The sequence below is a fragment of the Aeromonas sp. R7-5 genome, assembly GCF_040908015.1.
GTDB classification, from domain to species: Bacteria; Pseudomonadota; Gammaproteobacteria; order Enterobacterales; family Aeromonadaceae; genus Aeromonas; species Aeromonas caviae.
Window position 1 is genome coordinate 161,587 of sequence record NZ_JBFOCZ010000032.1, and the last position, 16,565, is coordinate 178,151.

At 62.3% G+C, this 16,565-nt stretch carries 12 protein-coding genes; 6 read left to right on the forward strand and 6 right to left on the reverse strand.

What is annotated here, in order from left to right:
• Positions 1 to 66: 66 nt before the first annotated feature.
• Together AB5Y53_RS13830 and AB5Y53_RS13835 are read left to right on the forward strand one after the other, a co-directional pair.
• The gene (locus tag AB5Y53_RS13830) at positions 67 to 924 is read left to right on the forward strand and encodes an AraC family transcriptional regulator (RefSeq protein ID WP_041213342.1); all 858 of its coding nucleotides are present in this window, start codon (positions 67 to 69) and stop codon (positions 922 to 924) included.
• Positions 925 to 979: 55 nt separating this feature from the next.
• A complete protein-coding gene (locus tag AB5Y53_RS13835; protein ID WP_214005300.1) occupies positions 980 to 2,674 on the forward strand; it encodes an NAD-dependent malic enzyme in 1,695 nt (564 codons plus the stop codon).
• Positions 2,675 to 2,748: 74 nt separating this feature from the next.
• On the opposite strand, the gene AB5Y53_RS13840 is transcribed toward AB5Y53_RS13835, so the two are convergent.
• The 4 genes from AB5Y53_RS13840 to AB5Y53_RS13855 all read right to left on the reverse strand — a co-directional run bounded on the left by AB5Y53_RS13840 (position 2,749) and on the right by AB5Y53_RS13855 (position 7,353).
• On the reverse strand, positions 2,749 to 3,807 hold the full coding sequence (locus tag AB5Y53_RS13840) for an OmpA family protein (RefSeq protein ID WP_341722639.1): 1,059 nt from the start codon (positions 3,805 to 3,807) through the stop codon (positions 2,749 to 2,751).
• A gap of 219 nt (positions 3,808 to 4,026) precedes the next feature.
• Positions 4,027 to 5,028: a porin OmpA gene (ompA, locus tag AB5Y53_RS13845; RefSeq protein ID WP_368182312.1), complete on the reverse strand. Its 1,002-nt coding sequence runs from the start codon at positions 5,026 to 5,028 to the stop codon at positions 4,027 to 4,029.
• Positions 5,029 to 5,440: 412 nt separating this feature from the next.
• On the reverse strand, positions 5,441 to 6,460 hold the full coding sequence (ompA, locus tag AB5Y53_RS13850; RefSeq protein ID WP_010673501.1) for a porin OmpA: 1,020 nt from the start codon (positions 6,458 to 6,460) through the stop codon (positions 5,441 to 5,443).
• Between the two features lie 305 nt (positions 6,461 to 6,765).
• Positions 6,766 to 7,353 carry a hypothetical protein gene (locus tag AB5Y53_RS13855; protein ID WP_368182314.1) on the reverse strand — a complete coding sequence of 196 codons (588 nt, stop codon included), beginning with the start codon at positions 7,351 to 7,353 and terminating at the stop codon, positions 6,766 to 6,768.
• Positions 7,354 to 7,611: 258 nt separating this feature from the next.
• Between AB5Y53_RS13855 and AB5Y53_RS13860 the strand changes: the two genes are divergently transcribed.
• Positions 7,612 to 7,878 carry a DNA-binding transcriptional regulator gene (locus AB5Y53_RS13860; protein ID WP_010673503.1) on the forward strand — a complete coding sequence of 89 codons (267 nt, stop codon included), beginning with the start codon at positions 7,612 to 7,614 and terminating at the stop codon, positions 7,876 to 7,878.
• Positions 7,879 to 8,073: 195 nt separating this feature from the next.
• Complete coding sequence (locus tag AB5Y53_RS13865) at positions 8,074 to 9,435, forward strand: sodium-dependent transporter (protein ID WP_221435943.1); 1,362 nt, start codon at positions 8,074 to 8,076, stop codon at positions 9,433 to 9,435.
• Positions 9,436 to 9,500: 65 nt separating this feature from the next.
• On the opposite strand, the gene rssA is transcribed toward AB5Y53_RS13865, so the two are convergent.
• Both rssA and AB5Y53_RS13875 read right to left on the reverse strand, forming a co-directional pair.
• Entirely contained in the window at positions 9,501 to 10,370 is an 870-nt protein-coding gene (gene rssA / locus AB5Y53_RS13870; protein WP_368182316.1) for a patatin-like phospholipase RssA, read from the reverse strand.
• Between the two features lie 34 nt (positions 10,371 to 10,404).
• Entirely contained in the window at positions 10,405 to 11,961 is a 1,557-nt protein-coding gene (locus AB5Y53_RS13875; RefSeq protein WP_041201458.1) for a sensor domain-containing diguanylate cyclase, read from the reverse strand.
• A 210-nt stretch (positions 11,962 to 12,171) separates the two neighbouring features.
• Here AB5Y53_RS13875 and AB5Y53_RS13880 point away from each other — a divergent pair, with 210 nt between their 5' ends.
• Positions 12,172 to 13,224: an efflux RND transporter periplasmic adaptor subunit gene (locus AB5Y53_RS13880; RefSeq protein WP_039039307.1), complete on the forward strand. Its 1,053-nt coding sequence runs from the start codon at positions 12,172 to 12,174 to the stop codon at positions 13,222 to 13,224.
• Positions 13,224 to 16,376, forward strand: coding sequence for an efflux RND transporter permease subunit (locus tag AB5Y53_RS13885; protein ID WP_201972498.1), 3,153 nt, complete (start codon positions 13,224 to 13,226; stop codon positions 16,374 to 16,376). The genes AB5Y53_RS13880 and AB5Y53_RS13885 overlap by 1 nt, the downstream gene beginning before the upstream one ends.
• Positions 16,377 to 16,565 lie beyond the last annotated feature (189 nt).

Sequence of the window (16,565 nt, forward strand, 5' to 3'; positions counted from 1 at the left end):
ATATCGGGAGGCTTCACTGTGAGCCTCTCTCGGCTTTCTTGTGCAAAACTATCCTGTTGAGGTGCTATGCCATTTATCAGCGAGTGTCTGGAAATCGCCCCGGCCTGCGAAGAGCGGATGCTGGGACGCGAAGGGCTGCCCCTGCTTGGGGAGGCGGGCGTCTTCCTGACCGGCCTCTCGACGATACGGGAGCACTACCTTATCCGCCGCAACCGACCGGAGTTTCACATCCTGATGGTGAGCCATGACGAGGGGGGCGCCCTGCTCACCGATGGCGGGGAGCAGCCCATCCCGGCGGGAGCCCTGGTCTTTCTCCCGGCCGCCGTGCCGGGGGGCCTCAGGCTGGTGGGGGAAGCCTGGCATACCAGTTGGATCCTGCTGGACGACGTGCCTCGCTGGCAGCATCTGCACCGGCTTGGCCATCGCATCTGGCAGGGGGAGGAGGGGGAGCAGCTCTACCATCTGCTCAGCCTGATGCAGGGGGAGGGAATACGTTCGCCGCTCCAGCCCCAGCTGCTGAGCCTGCTGCTGGCGCTCTTGGAGCGGACCCTGCAGGGGGAGGTGCGCGGCACGCCGGAGCTTAGGCTGCAGGCGCTGTTTCGGCGGGTGGAGGCACGTCTGGACGAGCCCTGGAGCGTGGCCCTGCTGGCTGATCAGATGGCCTGCTCGGTGCCCCATCTGCACCGGCTCTGCCAGCAGGTGTTCGGCATGGGCCCCATGGCCTGGCTCACCGGGCTTCGCATGAACAAGGCGCGCCAGTTGCTGCTCTACACCAACTGGCCGCTGGCCGAGCTGGCGGCCCGGGTCGGATACAGCGACGGCGCCAACTTTGCCAACCGTTTTCGCCGCCTGACGGGTCAGACTCCGGGGGCCTTTCGTCGACTGGGTCGCAAACCTTTCGCAAGGGAGGTGCAAACCCTTTGAAATTGTTGGCTCAAGCCCATAGGATCGACGGGCCACACAGTCAAGGTACAGATCCATGTTTGAAGATAATAATCAGAAACGTCCCCTCTACATTCCCTACGCAGGTCCAGCCCTGCTGGAGACGCCGTTGCTCAACAAGGGCAGCGCCTTCACCAGCGAAGAACGCAGCAGCTTCAATCTGGAGGGTCTGCTGCCCCAGAACATCGAAACCATCGAAGAGCAGGCAGAGCGTGCCTATCGCCAGTTCATGGCGTTTGGCAACGACATGGACAAGCACATCTATTTGCGCAACATCCAGGATACCAACGAAACGTTGTTCTACCGCCTGCTGAACAACCACCTCACCGAAATGCTGCCGGTCATCTACACCCCGACGGTCGGCAAGGCGTGCGAGGAGTTCTCCAACATCTATCGTCGTGCCCGCGGCCTCTTCATCTCCTATCCGGACAAGGACAGGATCGATGACATGCTGCAAAACGCCACCAAGCAGAACGTCAAGGTGATCGTGGTCACCGATGGCGAACGCATCCTGGGCCTCGGGGATCAGGGCATCGGCGGCATGGGCATTCCCATCGGCAAGCTCTCCCTCTACACCGCCTGTGGCGGCATCTCCCCGGCCTACTGCCTGCCGGTGGTGCTGGACGTGGGCACCAACAACCAGCAGCTGCTGAACGACCCCTTCTACATGGGGTGGCGCCATCCGCGCATCTGTGGCGAAGAGTACGACGAGTTCGTCGATGCCTTCATCCAGGCGGTCAAGCGCCGCTGGCCGGACATCCTGCTGCAGTTCGAGGATTTCGCCCAGGGCAATGCCACCCCGCTGCTCAACCGCTACAAGGATGAGCTGTGCTGCTTCAACGATGACATTCAGGGGACCGCCGCGGTGACCCTGGGCAGCCTCATCGCCGCCTGCAAGGCCTCCGGTGCCAAACTCTCCGAGAAGCGGGTCGCCTTCCTCGGGGCGGGCAGTGCCGGGTGCGGCATCGCCGAGCAGATCGTGGCGCAGATGAAGGCCGAAGGGCTGACCGACGCCGAGGCGCGGGGCCGGGTCTTCATGGTGGACCGATTCGGTCTCATCACCGACAAGATCCCCAACCAGCTCGACTTCCAGCGCAAGCTCTCCCAGCCGGTCGAGCGGATCAAGGAGTGGCCGGTGGGGGACAACATCTCCCTGCTGGAGGTGATGGAGCACGGTCGCCCGGACATCCTGATCGGGGTCTCCGGCCAGCCCGGCCTCTTCACCGAAGAGGTGGTCAAGACCATGCACAAGCACTGTGCCCGTCCCATCATCTTCCCGCTCTCCAACCCCACTTCCCGGGTGGAAGCCACCCCGGCGGATCTCATTCGCTGGACCGACGGCCAGGTGCTGGTCGCCACCGGCAGCCCGTTCGCACCGGTGGAGTACAAGGGCAAGCGCTACGTCATCGCCCAGTGCAACAACTCCTTCATCTTCCCGGGGATCGGCCTTGGGGTGATCGCCTCCGGTGCCAACCGGGTGACCGATGCCATGCTGATGTCGGCCAGCCGTGCCCTGGCGGATTGTTCACCCCTGGTGAAGGGGGAAGAGGGCTCCTTGCTGCCGGATCTGGCGGACATCCATCAGGTCTCCCGCTACATCGCCAAGATGGTGGCCAAGACCGCCATGTTGCAGGGCAAGGCGGTGCAGACCCCCGATGATGTGATCGATCAGGCCATCGAGGCGAACTTCTGGCGCCCCGAGTACCGCCGCTATCGTCGTACTTCCTTCTGAGCCCAAGGGGACAGACATGCAGAAGGGATGCCTCGGCATCCCTTTTTTGTGCACGGCTGTGAAGGAAGAGGAGGTTATTGTGCCGGTTGTTCGGCGGGGGCGGGCTCGGCGGGATTGCTGACACCGGTGACCCGGATTTCGACCCGGCGATCCGGGGCCAGGCAGTCGATGAGGGCAGCCCTGGCCTTGATGGCATCACACTGGGTGCCGGTGACCGGGTTGCTCTCGCCGTTGCCCTGAATGCTCACCTTGTCTGCGGGCAGCCCCTTGCCAATCAGGAAGTTGGCGACCGTGCTTGCACGGGCCTCCGACAGTGCCTGGTTGTTGGCATCCGAGCCGATGCGGTCGGTGTAGCCCATCACCATGGCGTTGCCATCCTTGGGTTTGACGTCGACGATCTGCTGGTAGAGGGCGTCGAGTGCCTGCATCCCCTCCGGTTTGAGCTCCGCCTTGCCAAAGGCAAACAACACATCCGAACTCAGGTTGAAGGTCTGATCCACCGGCTCGGGAGCCGGGGGCGGCGGTGCCACGACCAGAGGCGCGGCCACCGGCACTGCGGCGACGGTGCGATTGGGGTGAAGCACTAGTTCGATGGTGGCGGTACTGATGTTGCTGACCCAGCGTTTGGTGCCGCTGCCCACCTTGTCGTTGTCAGGATCGTCCCCGACTCGCACCATGTAGCGGTAGCGGGTCTGGATGTCTACCCAGTCGCTCAGTCTGGCGGTCAAGCCCAGACCCGCCAGGGGAGCCAGGTTGTCATCTCCCCCGTTGACGGAGTCGACGTGATAGAGATAACCGCCCCCTTCGGCAAAGACAGAAAAGATGTCCCCCAGCGGCAAACGGCCAATGACCGACAGGGTGGCCCCCTTGCTGTTGAAGTCCTGGCCGGCAATATCCCAGTCACCGGTGGAGAGGTAGCCGAGCTCTGCCCCCAGATTCTCGTTGTAGTTGTAGCCGACAAAGGCGTTGATGGCGGTTGCGTCCTTGCCGACGTCCTTGCTGAAATCATCGATGTCATGGGCAAAGGCCCAGCCACCCCCAGCCCCCACATACCAGTCGTGAACAGGTGCCGCCTGGGCGGCACTCGTCGCCAGTGCCAATGCAATCCACACAGGTTTCAGTCTTATGTTCATCGCGTATCCTCGTCGATGTTGGGTGTTATAGGGCTCCCAGCCCTTTGCTATGTATAGCCAACATTATGTATAGGCGATGTGAGCGCTTTAACCATTTAAGTGACGCATCTGTATGGAGAATCGGTGGGGCAGGCAGGTGGGCGGCCCGCGTTGGTGGTGCCGTGCGGGCATTAAAAAAGGGGCCGGAATGGCCCCTTTTTGCAACAGGTGGTCAACCTCTTATTGCTGCACTTCCTGTACGCCGGTGACGCGGACTTCGACGCGGCGATCCGGTGCCAGGCAGGCGATCAGCTGAGCCTTGGCCTTGATGCCGTCACACTGGGTACCGGTGACCGGGTTGGCTTCACCACGACCTTCGATGGAGACCTTGCCAGCCGGCAGACCCTTGCCAACCAGGAAGTCGGCCACGGTGCGGGCACGGGCTTCAGACAGCTTCAGGTTGTAGGCATCGGAGCCGATGCGGTCGGTGTAACCCACCACCACGGCGCTGCCATCTTTCGGCTGGACGTCGACGATCTGCTGATACAGGGTGTTGAGCGCAGCAGCCCCTTCCGGCTTCAGGGTGGATTTGCCAAAGGCAAACAGCACATCCGAGCTCAGGGAGAAGTTCTTGTCGACCATGACAGGCTCGGGAACCGGCTCGGGAGCCGGTGCCGGGGCCGGTGCCACATAGGTGGTGCGGTTCGGGTGCATCACCAGTTCCAGGGTGGCGACGCTCATGTCGGTTTTCCAGGTTTTCTGATCGTCACCCAGATCCCACATGTAGCGGTAGCGGGCCTGCAGGTCGATAAGGTCGGAGAGCTTGGCAGTCAGACCCAGACCCGCCAGCGGCGAGGTGCCGTTGTCGCTCTGGCCGTTGCCGTTGACGTGGTTGAAGTAGGCCCCCCCTTCGGCGAAGACGGAGAAGATGTCATTCATGGGCAGGCGTGCGATACCGGACAGGGTGGCACCCTGGGTCTTGAAGTCGACGCCATCGACGCCAGCCTTGCCGGCATAGAGATAGCCGAGCTCGGCGGCAAAGTTCTCGGTGAAGTTGTAACCGCCGAACATGGAGAGCGCGGTGGCGTCCTTGTCAGCATCCTGGCCGAAGGTATCCAGGTCGTGGCCATAGGCCCAACCTGCACCCATACCCGTGTACCAGTCGTCGGCCGCCTGAGCGGTGGTGGTTCCCATGGCTGCAATGGCCAGAGCAATCAGGGTTGGTGCCATTTTCATTTTCATCGTTTTATCCTCGTTGAGTTGCCGTGCTATGGGCGTACTGCGCACTCTTTGTTATACCGGTCGCAGATGACACTTCATGTGCGACACCGTGAGCGGATCACGGACGGCTTGAATAAAAAATGGATGGAAACCTGGATTCTCATGAAGCTGTTTCTCCATGGACAACTAACCGGGCACTGAGCACTTTTAATAGTTCATCCAATGTCTTACAAGCGTTGCTACTGTATTCTTTTGAATCAGCGTGATCAAGTTTCTGCACAGATATGCAGCGCCGACACCGGTGTCGCGGGGCCGCAATACGGGGGTAAAGGGGAGAAAAGGTGAGACAGAGAGTGTCGCTGGGGGGAGGAGAGAGACAGCAAAAGGGGATGCCGTGGCATCCCCTTTTTTACGTTACCTGAGCGAAGTCAGATTACTTTTGAACTTCTTGTACGCCGGATACGCGAACTTCTACGCGACGGTCCGGAGCCAGGCAGGAGATCAGCTGAGCCTTGGCCTTGACGCCGTCACACTTGGTGCCGGTGACCGGGTTGGCTTCGCCGCGACCTTCGATGGCAACCTTGCTGGCAGCCATGCCCTTGCTGACCAGGAAGTTGGCAACGGTGCGGGCACGAGCTTCAGACAGCTTCTGGTTGTAAGCGTCGGAACCGATACGGTCGGTGTAACCAACAACAACGGCGTTGCCGTCTTTCGGCTGGAACTCAACGATTTGCTGGTACAGAGCGTTCAGGGCTTGCACGCCTTCGGCCTTCAGGCTGTCTTTGCCAAAGGCGAACAGCACGTCGGAGTTCAGGGCGAAGTTCTTCTCAACGATTTGCGGAGCCGGGGCCGGTGCTTCTTCAACAACCGGGGCCGGAGCAGGCGCTACGTAGGAAGTACGGAACGGGTGGTAAACGGCTTCCAGGGTCGCAACGCTCTGGTTGGACTTGTAGCGTACGTTGTCGGCGTGCAGGTCAGCCACGTCCCACATGTAGCGGTAGCGAGCTTGCAGATCCAGCGCGTCGTTGACCTTGTAGGTCACACCGGCACCGGCCAGCGGGGATACTTTGGTATCGCTGGTGCCCAGACCGTCGGTGTGGCCCCAGTAGGCGCCAGCTTCACCGAACAGGGAGAAATCGTTGCCCAGCGGCAGACGAGCGATACCGGACAGGGTGGCACCCTGGCTCTCGTAACGGTTGCCGTCGGTGTTGCCACGGCCGGTGTACTGGTAGCCCAGCTCGGAACCGAAGTATTCGTTGAAGTTGTAACCAACGAAGGCATTGGCAGCAGCCGCATCTTCTTCGCCAACGTTCACGCCTTCGATCTTGTTCAGACCGTTGAAGTGAGTTGCACCAACACCGGCGCCGAAGTAGATGTCGTCAGCGGCGTGAGCTGCAGTTGCACCCATGGTGGCCATAGCGATGGCGATCAGGGAAGGAGCCATTTTCATCATAAAATAATCCTCGTTGAGATGGCACGTTGTTCACGTGCTTCGCACTTTGTAATTTATGTAAGCTGCTGGCTCTGTCGACCAACGACGTTGGTGCGAACAGGGATCCTAGATCCATCCAGGAGGCACGTATCTGGGTGCACAAGTGCGCGGGTTGCACTGTCGACAATGCATACTCCGCCACGAACAGCCGACGTCATTCCGATGACGTGGCGCACTTTATGCCCATTTCAAAACATGATCAAGCTCACAGATAAGGGATGGGGCAAATTGTGTCGTAGGGATAACTGGCTGTTTCTTGGGATTTATTAGTGATCCAAGTAGGCGCGATGCAGTTTCTTCTCAAGCTTCATATAAGCCTCAGCCCAAGCGTGCCGCGGGGTGGCGTCACCCGCCCTGACCGAGAGGACAGCAAGATAGTCCGCCTCAGTTGCTTCGCACAGCAAGGGTGTGAAACTGAGCAAGAAGTGACGGGCGAGGTAGGGATCGAGAGGCCAGATGTTGAGGATGGCCCGCGCCACGGGCTGGACGGCGGTGGAGCAGATGAAGTACCGATGACCCGCTTCCAGCCATTGGGCCATCTCGGCGAGGCTTTCTTCCGGCACGATGCCGCCATCGCCTTTCTCCCTGGCCAGCGTCATCGTGTGACCATTGCCCAGTGCCAGGGTGCCGTTTTCTGCCACGACGCCGTCGTGGCTGCGCAGGGGAAGCGTCGCCTGGCCTTCAAGATAGAGGCTGCAGCTGTCCGGGAGGGCCGCCAGCACGGTGGTGGCGTCCCCCTGCATGGCCATGGGCAACCAGAACGCTTCGGCCCGGGTCTGCAGACCCTGGGCGAGCTGACGGGGGAGGGAGTCCGGGTCGGAATGAAGACGGGAAATGATGCCGGGAAATGCCATGTTGATGACTCTCTTGGAAATAACCGGCGAATTATACGAGGGATGGCCGGGCAACAAGAAAGGTTTCTTTTCGAGACTGTTTACCTGAGGCGACGCAGCGATTACCATCCCCGAGGTTTGTGAAGGGTTGTCGTCGAAAGACGCTGATTATAGATAGAGGCTCGACCATAACGAGTCCGTTCAAAACTGATACACTTGACTACGAGTCGTCGCGAAAAATAAAGGTGGAGTCAATCCGCCGAACGGAGTATGGAACACATGAATTCAAATATCGTAACTGTTGGCAAGAAGATCCGTCAGATCCGCGAAGCGGTAGGCCTGAGCCGTCCCAAGTTTGCCGATCTGCTGGGCGTCCCCCCAACCACCCTGAAGAACTATGAACTGGGTTACCGTGAAGTCGGAGGCGCCTTCTTGGTTGCCCTGGCCCACCACCCCGATCTGCACAAGTTCACCCTCTGGCTGCTGGCTGACAAGAAAGTCGCCGAAATCGGCCAGATCGGTCCGGACGATATTGCCAAGGCTTGATTCAGTTCAACCTTGATAAAAATGCCGCCCTCGAGGCGGCATTTTTTATTTGTCAAAATGGATGATTATTTAATTAAATAATGCGTTGTGTGCGGTCAGCGGCGATTTTCACTAAATCATCTTGTCGGGCTGGATTAATCCACGGAACACTCCGACCCTTTTAATTCAGGCGGTGATCCACACAGCGAGACAACGATGAGCCAATCCATTACCAAAGCCAGAGATGGGTTTACCAGCACCTTTGGCGTGCTGGCCGCGACCCTGGGGTCTGCCGTCGGGCTCGGCAATATCTGGAAGTTTCCCTATCTGACCGGTGAGAACGGTGGCGCCGGTTTTCTGCTGGTCTATGTCATCGCCACCCTGCTGGTGGGATTGCCGGTGATGATCTCCGAGATCATGCTGGGGCGCGAGGCCAGGACGGATGCGGTCAGCGGGCTCATCAAGCTGGCTCCGAAGGGGCAACCCTGGTGGCTGATAGCCGCCATGGGGGTGAGCGCGGCCTTCCTCATCATGTCGTTCTACTCCGAGGTGGCGGCCTGGGTGTTTGCCTACATCTTCAAGGCGGCCAGCGGCGAGATCCTCTCCACCGATCCCGCCGTCACGGGTGCTGCCTTCAATTCACTCATCACGGATCCCTTGCAGAGTCTGCTCTGGCAGTGGCTGGTGCTGGCCCTGATGGGGGGCATCCTGCTGATGGGGGTCTCCAGGGGGATCGAAGCGGTCACCAAGCGGTTGATGCCACTGCTCTTCATCCTGCTGCTGGTGATAGGCGTGCGCAGCCTGACTCTGCCCGGAGCGAGCGAAGGACTGCATTTCCTGTTCTCGCCGGATTTCTCCAAGGTGACCGCAGGTGTCGTGCTGACAGCCATGGGGCTGGCGTTCTTCAAGCTCTCCATCGGGATGGGCTGCATGATGACCTATGGCAGCTATTTTCGCGATGATCAGCACATCCCTCTCACCACGGTACGGGTGATGTGCGCGGATCTCTTCGTCTCCATGCTGGCGGGGATCGCCATCTTCCCGGCGGTGTTTGCCTTTGGCTTCGAGCCGAGCGCAGGCCCCTCCCTGCTGTTCATCACCATACCCGCGGTCTTTGCCAGCATACCCTTAGGCCACCTCTTCATGGTGCTCTTCTTCGTGCTCTCCGCCATCGCAGCCACCGGGGCCATGCTCTCCATTCTGGAGGTGCCGGTCTCGGTGCTCTCCGAGCGCTTTCACATGAGCCGCACAAGGGCGACCCTGATCAACCTGCTGGTGCTGGGGGCGGTCGGCTCGACCTGTGCGCTCTCGAGCAGCACGCTGGCGGATGTGCAGGTTGGCGGGAAAACCTTCTTCGATCTGTTCGACTTCGTCTCTTCCAACGTGCTGATGCCCCTTGGCGGCATCTTCCTCTGCCTCTTTGTGGGCTGGGTATGGGGATTCGAGCGGATGACGACGGCCCTGACCAATGGAGGCAAGCTGGCGCTGCCCATCCTCAGCCCCCTGTTTTTCATCATCCGCTATGTGTCGCCGCTGCTGATCCTGGTGGTGATGCTCAAGGGGCTGGGGCTGTTCTGAGCCGCGTAACCCGAAACAAAAAAGCGCCTATTGGCGCTCTTTTTGTCTTTTACCCCGATATGCCTTCATATCAGGCAGAGTCGTGACAGCTCCTCCTTGAGCTGCTCCAGGTTGCGCTCGACACAGGCTTCCCCCTCGTTGATGGCGTCGCTCGCGCGGTGAAAATCCATGATGGAGAGGTTGCCAAGGCGCGGGCAGAGCTGGATCTCGGGGGGATCCCCGGCCATCCGGGCACGGGTGATGCGCTCCTGCATGATGTTGATGGAGCCCGTCATCACCCCCCACATGCCGGGGGTACTGGGTTCGCGTTCGCCCCGGTTCAGCCACTGGCTGAGCAGCCCCCCCTGCACGGGCTCGTCCGGTTCGTCGGTCCAGGGCTGGTGCATGTCGGTGTTGAGGTTGACGGCGATCACCACCTCGGCTCCCATGGCGCGGGCCAGGGAGATGGGGACAGGGTTGACCACGGCTCCGTCCACCAGCCAGCGATCCTCCACCCGGGTCGGGGTGAGCAGGCCGGGCATGCCGCAGGAGGCGCGCACGCACTGGCGAAGCGGCCCTTCCTGCAACCAGATCTCGCGACCGGTATCGAGTTCGGTGGCGACGCAGGCAAAGGGCAGCGGCAGGCTTTCGATGGCGGGATCCCCCAGATGGCCGGCGGCGATGCCAAACACCTTGTCACCGCGAAACAGGCCGCCTGAGAGGGCAGGATCGAGCAGCCCCATGACCTGCAGGCGGCTGAAGCCGCGCACCCAGCTCTCCAGCTTGTCCAGTTCACCAGCGGCATAGGCGGCGCCGACAAAGCTGCCGATGGAGCAGCCAGCCACCAGATCCGGCTTGACGCCCAGTCGCTCCAGGGCATGGATGATGCCGATGTGGGCCCATCCTCGGGCCGCACCGCTGCCCAGGGCCAATCCCAGACGGGGTTTTCGTGACACAGTTGCGTCTCCTGACATGAAGTGGGAGTCCAGCTTACTCCGGCTTCTCCTGTCCGTCATCCCGCCACGCTTCGCTGCGATTGCGGCCGTTGGCCTTGGCCTGATAGAGGGCGATATCGGCGCGGCGGATCACCTCCTGCAAGGAGATGGCCGGTGACTGGCGACAGTGGCCCAGGCTGACGGTCACCTTCAGCTCGGCCGCAATCGCGCTCCAGGGATGCTCTGCTATGCACAGGCGAAGCCGCTCGGCCAAGGGGGCCAGAGGGATCGCTTCATCGGCGACGAGCAGCAGGAACTCCTCGCCGCCCCAGCGGATCAGGTGGCACTCCCGTGTCAGCAGGGACTGGCAGAGCTGCACCAGACGGATGAGGACCTGATCGCCCACCCCGTGGCCGAAACGGTCGTTGACCTGTTTGAAGTGATCGCAGTCAAACATGATGGCGCCGATGCGTTGGCGGCCCGCCAGGGCCTGGCGGTGTTCGAAGGCATCGAAGTAGTGGCGGTTGAAGGCGCCGGTCAGGGCATCGTGGCGCGACAGGTAGTTGAGGCGCCGGTTGAGGCGCTGGGCACGCAGGCTGGAGACGGTCGCCACCACCAGACAGAGAATGGTGATGAGCGCCGTCGCCGATTGCCACAACAGCGTCTGCAGCAGAGGCAGCAGCGGGATGCGATGGATGAGGGAGAGCGGTGTCTCCGGGATGGGATAGACGAGCTGCAAGGCGCCCTGTTGCCACTCATATTCCGCTGACTGCGCCGTCCTGACCGGGGGCGGCGCGGTTCCGGACTGGCTGCTGGCGAGGATCTGCTGATGGGCGTTGAGCAGGAACAGGGTACCAATCCGGGGGGCGAGGCGGTGCAGGGTCTGCGCCAGCGTGACGGTCTGGATGTCGATGCTGAGCAGGCCAATGATCTGGCCGCCCTGGGTAATGGGCTGGGAGAGGGTGATCATCTGCCCCCGTCCGGCAAAATCCTGGTAGGGGCGCGAGAGCATGGCGTGCTCCAGGTGGGGATGCCTGGCCATCGCCTCCTGCCAGTAGGCCTTGCTGTAAATCACGGGATCGAAGCGAAACTGGCTGGATGGCACCCAGGGATAGAGGTAGATGAAATTGTCCGTACCGGTGAAGTAGATCCAGGCCACGTCCCTGTCCAGCAGCTTGCTGGCCGTGGCGAGCAGGGGGGAGAGGCTGAGGGCGAGATGTATTCTGGCTTGCCGCTCGCTGCCGTCGTGGGGCAGCGGGCCCTGCCCGGTCAGGTTGCCGATGAGGGCGGGGGGCAGATCGACGGGGATGCGATCCAGGTTGATGCCGTGCTCCCCGTCGGATTGCAGCGCCTGATAGAGCTGGCGAGAGAGCACGGACTGGGGATTGCTGCGCAGGCGCTCCTCCGCCTGGCCGCGCATGGCCTCAAGGAAGGTCTCCATCCGCTGGTGCTGGCTGCTGAGCTGGGTCGCGGCGTTGATGGTGTCACGCTTGTTGATCTCGGTAACCTGGCGAAACGCATGTTGCAGGGCGAGCAGCAACAGCAGCAGGCCGAGGCCCAGCAGCAGCCACTGCAATCGGTATCTGGCAAAGGCGGGGGAGGGAATGGACATGGGCGTACCGGAAGATGGCGAGAGTCGGCATCAGTGTAAGGCAGAACCCTGACGCGCGTGCCGACAAGATGCGTTTTTGATGATCTTCTCACCGGACTGTTACGTTTTGTCACATTTATACATAGTCACGGCATAGTCAGGGGGTAACATGGTGCCATCCTTGATGAAGCTATCTCTTCTTCCTCTCTCTTTGACTGCATGGATCTTGTGATGAAAACGCGCGTGTGGCTGTGGCTTTTCCCTCTTCTTCTATTGCTGGCGGCGGGCGCCTGGCATCTGCGGCAGGCTGAACCTGCCAGCAAGCCTGCACCAAGAGAGATCAATATCAGGGCCGAAACCGTCAGGCAGAGCCTGGCCGAGCCCTCCATCAAGCTGGTGAGCAAGCTTGCGGCCAATCGCTCCGTGGCCATCAGTCCCGAGGTGACCGGCCGCATTGCCACCATCGCGGTGAGCTCCGGCCAGCAGGTCAAACAGGGGCAGACCCTGATCGCCCTGGATGCGGGCAAGCAGCAGGCGGAGCTGGCCGAGCAGAGCGCCAGCGTGCGCGACGAGGCTCGCAAGCTGCGGGACATGCGCAAGCTGGTGGCGCGAGGCGCCGTCACCACCTCGGAGCTGGAGGGGCAGGAGGCGACTGTTGCCCAGGCCCAGGCCCGGGTCGATGCGGCCCGTTACGAGCTCTCCCTGCGCACCCTGGCCGCCCCCTTCGACGGCACCGTCAGCCTCATCGATCTCAGCGAAGGAGCCCTGGTCAACAGCGGCGACGTGCTCTTGCATCTGGACGAGCTGGCAAAACTGCGGCTCGATCTGGCGGTGCCCGAGCGCTACCTCTCCCTGCTGCGCCCCGGCATGGCGGTGACGGCAACCAGCTCGGCCTGGCCGGATCAATCCTTTTCCGGCGTGCTGGAGACCCTCGACAGCCGGATCTCCAGCGACACCCAGAACATCAAGGCCCGTGTCATCCTGCCCAACACCGGCGGCCAGCTGCGCCCCGGCATGCTGATGAACGTGGATCTCTCTCTGCCACCCCAGAAGATGACCCTGATCCCCGCCCAGTCGGTGGAGTACGCCGGCGAGCAGCGCTTCGTCTATCGCCTGGAGGCGGACGGACGGGTGAAGCGGGTGCCGGTGGAGCTTGGCGACACCCATGGCGAGGCCGTCTGGGTGCTCAAGGGGTTGAACGTCGGCGATCGCATCGCGGTGGAGGGGCTGGTCAATCTGCGCGACGGCGCCCAGGTACGTGATCTGGGCGAGGTGAAAGGCTGATGTGGCTCTCCGATATCTCAGTACGCCGTCCCCTGGTGGCGGTGGTCATCAGCGCCCTGCTCACCGTGTTCGGCCTGGTGGCCTTCAGCAAACTCACCGTGCGGGAGATGCCGGATGTGCAGACCCCGTCCGTCTCCATCACCACCACCTATGAGGGGGCGGCCCCCGAGGTGATGGAGAGCCAGGTCACCAAGCCCATCGAGGATCAGCTCTCCGGCATCAGCGGCATCAAGAACATCAACTCGGTGACCCGCAAGGGGCGCTCCTCCATCACGGTGGAGTTCAAGCTCGGCTGGAACATGCTGGAGGGCACCTCCGACGTGCGTGACGCCATCTCCCGGGCCAGACCCAAGCTGCCAGACGGGGCGGACGAGCCCATGGTGACCAAGGACAACGGCAACGGGGATGTGGCCATCTGGCTCAACTTCAGCAGCACCCAGATGGATCGTACCGCCATGACGGATTACGCCAATCGCATGCTGGTGGACCCTTTGAGCCTGGTGGACGGGGTGAGCGAGGTGTCCCTCTCCGGGGACCTGACCCAGGTGATGTACGTGCGGCTGCGCCCCGCCGACATGGCGGCCCGCGGCATCACGGTGGCCGACGTGCAGGATGCCCTCAAGCGGGAGAACATCGAGCTGCCGGGCGGCGAGATCCGCAACAACACCATGACCATGGCGGTGCAGATCGCACGGCTCTATCACAGTGCGGAAGATTTTCGCACCCTGCCGGTCAAAACCGCCACCAATGGTCAGAGCATCTATCTGGCGGACATTGCGGATGTGGAGGTGGGGGCCAAGAACGAAGACAGCGCCTATCAGCGCAACGGCCGCGAGAGCCTGGGGATTGGCATCGTCGCCCAGTCCACCGCCAATCCCCTGGCGGTGGCCCAGGGCATAGAGAAGAAGCTCGTGGAGATGCAGCGCTTCCTACCGGAGGGGGCCACCCTTGAGGTCGACTACGACTCCACCATCTTCATCAAGCAGGCCATCGACGAGGTATACGAGACACTCGCCATCTGCGCCCTGCTGGTGGTCGCCGTGCTCTATCTCTTCCTCGGGCAGGGGCGCACCACGCTCATCCCCGCCATCACGGTGCCCGTCTCCCTGATTTCGGCCTTCATCGGTGCCTGGTATCTGGGCTTTTCCATCAACCTCATTACCTTGCTGGCCCTCATCCTCGCCATCGGCCTGGTGGTGGATGATGCCATCGTGGTGGTGGAGAACATCCACCACCACCTGCAACGGGGCGAGTCCCCCTTGATGGCGGCCTGGCACGGCACCCGGGAGGTGGGCTTTGCCGTCATCGCCACCACCGCCGTGCTGGTGATGGTGTTCGTGCCCATCGCCTTCATGGACGGCATGGTGGGGCGCCTCTTCACCGAGTTCGCCATCCTGCTCTCCCTGGCCGTGCTCTTCTCCTCCCTGGTGGCGCTCACCCTGACCCCGGCCATGGGCTCCTGGCTGATGCGTGCCGTGGACAAGCCCAACGCCCTGACCGCCACCCTGGACAAGGGACTTGGCTGGGTGGAGGAGCGTTATCGCCGCGTGCTGGGCGCCGTGCTGCGCCGTGCCGTCTGGATGCCCCTGGTGTTGCTGCTCTGCCTTGGCGGCATTGGCGCCCTCTTTGGCAAGCTGCCCGCGAGCCTCACCCCGACCGAGGACAGGGGCGTGCTCTATGTGTTCGTGAAAGGGGCGGAGGGCACCAGCATTGAGCGGATGAAGCGCAACATGCAGCAGGTGGAGGCCGCCATCCTGCCGCTGCTCGGCAAGGGGGTGGTGCAGGCCATGAGCTTCAGCACCCCGGCCTTCGGGCGCGGCGGCGATCAGACCGGCATGGCCATCATCCAGCTCAGCGACTGGGCGGTGCGGGACGAAACGGCCACCGAGTTTGGCCGCTCCCTGAGCGGTCGCCTCGCCGGCATCCCCGACGTGATGATCCGCACCTTCCAGCCGGGGTTCAGAGGCGGCTCCACCGCGGCGGTGCAGTTCGTGCTGCAAGGCTCCGATTACGGCGAGCTCAACCAGCAGGGGCTGGCGCTCAAGGAGGCGGCGGCCCAAAGCGGGCTGATGCAGAGCCCGGATCTCGACTATGCCGAGAAGACTCCGGAGCTGCAGGTGACCATAGAGCGGGAGCGAGCCACCCAGCTCGGCATTCCGGTCTCCACCATCGCAAGCTCCCTGCAGGCTCTGCTCGGCGGCGTCAGCCAGACCACCTATGTGGACAGGGGCGAAGAGTATGATGTCTACCTGCGCGCCAACCAGACCCAGTTCAACGGCATCTCCGACATCAGCCGCATCTATTTGAAGGCCGCGAGCGGCGAGATGGTGAGCCTCTCCACCCTGGCGACCGTCACCCAGGTGGCGAGCCCGCAGCGCCTCAACCACTACCAGCGCCAAAAGGCGGTCACCCTCACCGCGGACGTGGCCCCCGGCCACACCCTGGGGGAGGCGCTTGACTTCCTGGATGGCTGGGCCGCAGATCACCTGCCCACCGGCATGTCGGTGGATTATGCCGGCGAGTCCAAGGACTATCGCGACAACCAGGGGGAGATGGCACTGGTGTTCGGCCTGGCCCTGCTGGTGGTCTATCTGGTGCTGGTGGCCCAGTTCGAGAGCCTGCTGACCCCGGCGGTGGTGATGATGACGGTGCCGCTCGGCATCTTCGGCGGCCTGCTCGGCCTCTGGCTCACGGGGCAGGAGCTCAGCATCTACAGCCAGATAGGCATGATCATGCTCATCGGCATGGTGACCAAGAACGGTATCCTCATCGTGGAGTTCATCAACCAGTTGCGTCAGCGGGGTGAAGGGTTCGAGGAGGCGATCATCAAGGGGTCGGTGCGCCGCTTGCGCCCCATCTTGATGACCTCGCTCACCGCCATCATCGGCGCCGTTCCCCTGATGCTCTCCATGGGGGCGGGGTACGAGAGCCGGATGGCCGTGGGGACCGTGGTTTTCTTCGGCTTGTCCTTGGCGACCCTGGTGACCCTGCTGGTGGTGCCCGCCATCTATCACCTGATCGCCAGACGCGCGGGGATGACGGGAGCGCGGGACCGACTGGTGGACGAGGTACTGGCCACGGCAATCCCGGCCAGTCCCTCCACGGTGCCGGGGGCGGTGGCCCCCGAGGGGCGTGACAAACCGGCGGCCTAGCGTGCCGACCCGGATGACAGCAAGCAGGGCGCCAATGGGCGCCCTGCTTGTTGATGAGATCGGAGTCTGTCACGCCGACCTGTCGCACCCGCTCGAAGGCGCCCCTTCCCCTCGCGTTCTGTAGGGGCAAAAAGCCGTCGCCCCCGCCTTGCTCTGCCGGTATAATGCGCGACCCGAATTGTTCCAGGT

What these genes read in the sequence shown, in the direction of transcription:
- AB5Y53_RS13830 (WP_041213342.1), top strand. Translation starts at nt 67, where the DNA reads ATGCCATTTATCAGCGAGTGTCTGGAAATCGCCCCGGCCTGCGAAGAG.
- AB5Y53_RS13835 (WP_214005300.1), top strand. Translation starts at nt 980, where the DNA reads ATGTTTGAAGATAATAATCAGAAACGTCCCCTCTACATTCCCTACGCA.
- AB5Y53_RS13840 (WP_341722639.1), bottom strand. Translation starts at nt 3,807, where the DNA reads ATGAACATAAGACTGAAACCTGTGTGGATTGCATTGGCACTGGCGACG.
- ompA (WP_368182312.1), bottom strand. Translation starts at nt 5,028, where the DNA reads ATGAAAATGAAAATGGCACCAACCCTGATTGCTCTGGCCATTGCAGCC.
- ompA (WP_010673501.1), bottom strand. Translation starts at nt 6,460, where the DNA reads ATGATGAAAATGGCTCCTTCCCTGATCGCCATCGCTATGGCCACCATG.
- AB5Y53_RS13855 (WP_368182314.1), bottom strand. Translation starts at nt 7,353, where the DNA reads ATGGCATTTCCCGGCATCATTTCCCGTCTTCATTCCGACCCGGACTCC.
- AB5Y53_RS13860 (WP_010673503.1), top strand. Translation starts at nt 7,612, where the DNA reads ATGAATTCAAATATCGTAACTGTTGGCAAGAAGATCCGTCAGATCCGC.
- AB5Y53_RS13865 (WP_221435943.1), top strand. Translation starts at nt 8,074, where the DNA reads ATGAGCCAATCCATTACCAAAGCCAGAGATGGGTTTACCAGCACCTTT.
- AB5Y53_RS13875 (WP_041201458.1), bottom strand. Translation starts at nt 11,961, where the DNA reads ATGTCCATTCCCTCCCCCGCCTTTGCCAGATACCGATTGCAGTGGCTG.
- AB5Y53_RS13880 (WP_039039307.1), top strand. Translation starts at nt 12,172, where the DNA reads ATGAAAACGCGCGTGTGGCTGTGGCTTTTCCCTCTTCTTCTATTGCTG.
- AB5Y53_RS13885 (WP_201972498.1), top strand. Translation starts at nt 13,224, where the DNA reads ATGTGGCTCTCCGATATCTCAGTACGCCGTCCCCTGGTGGCGGTGGTC.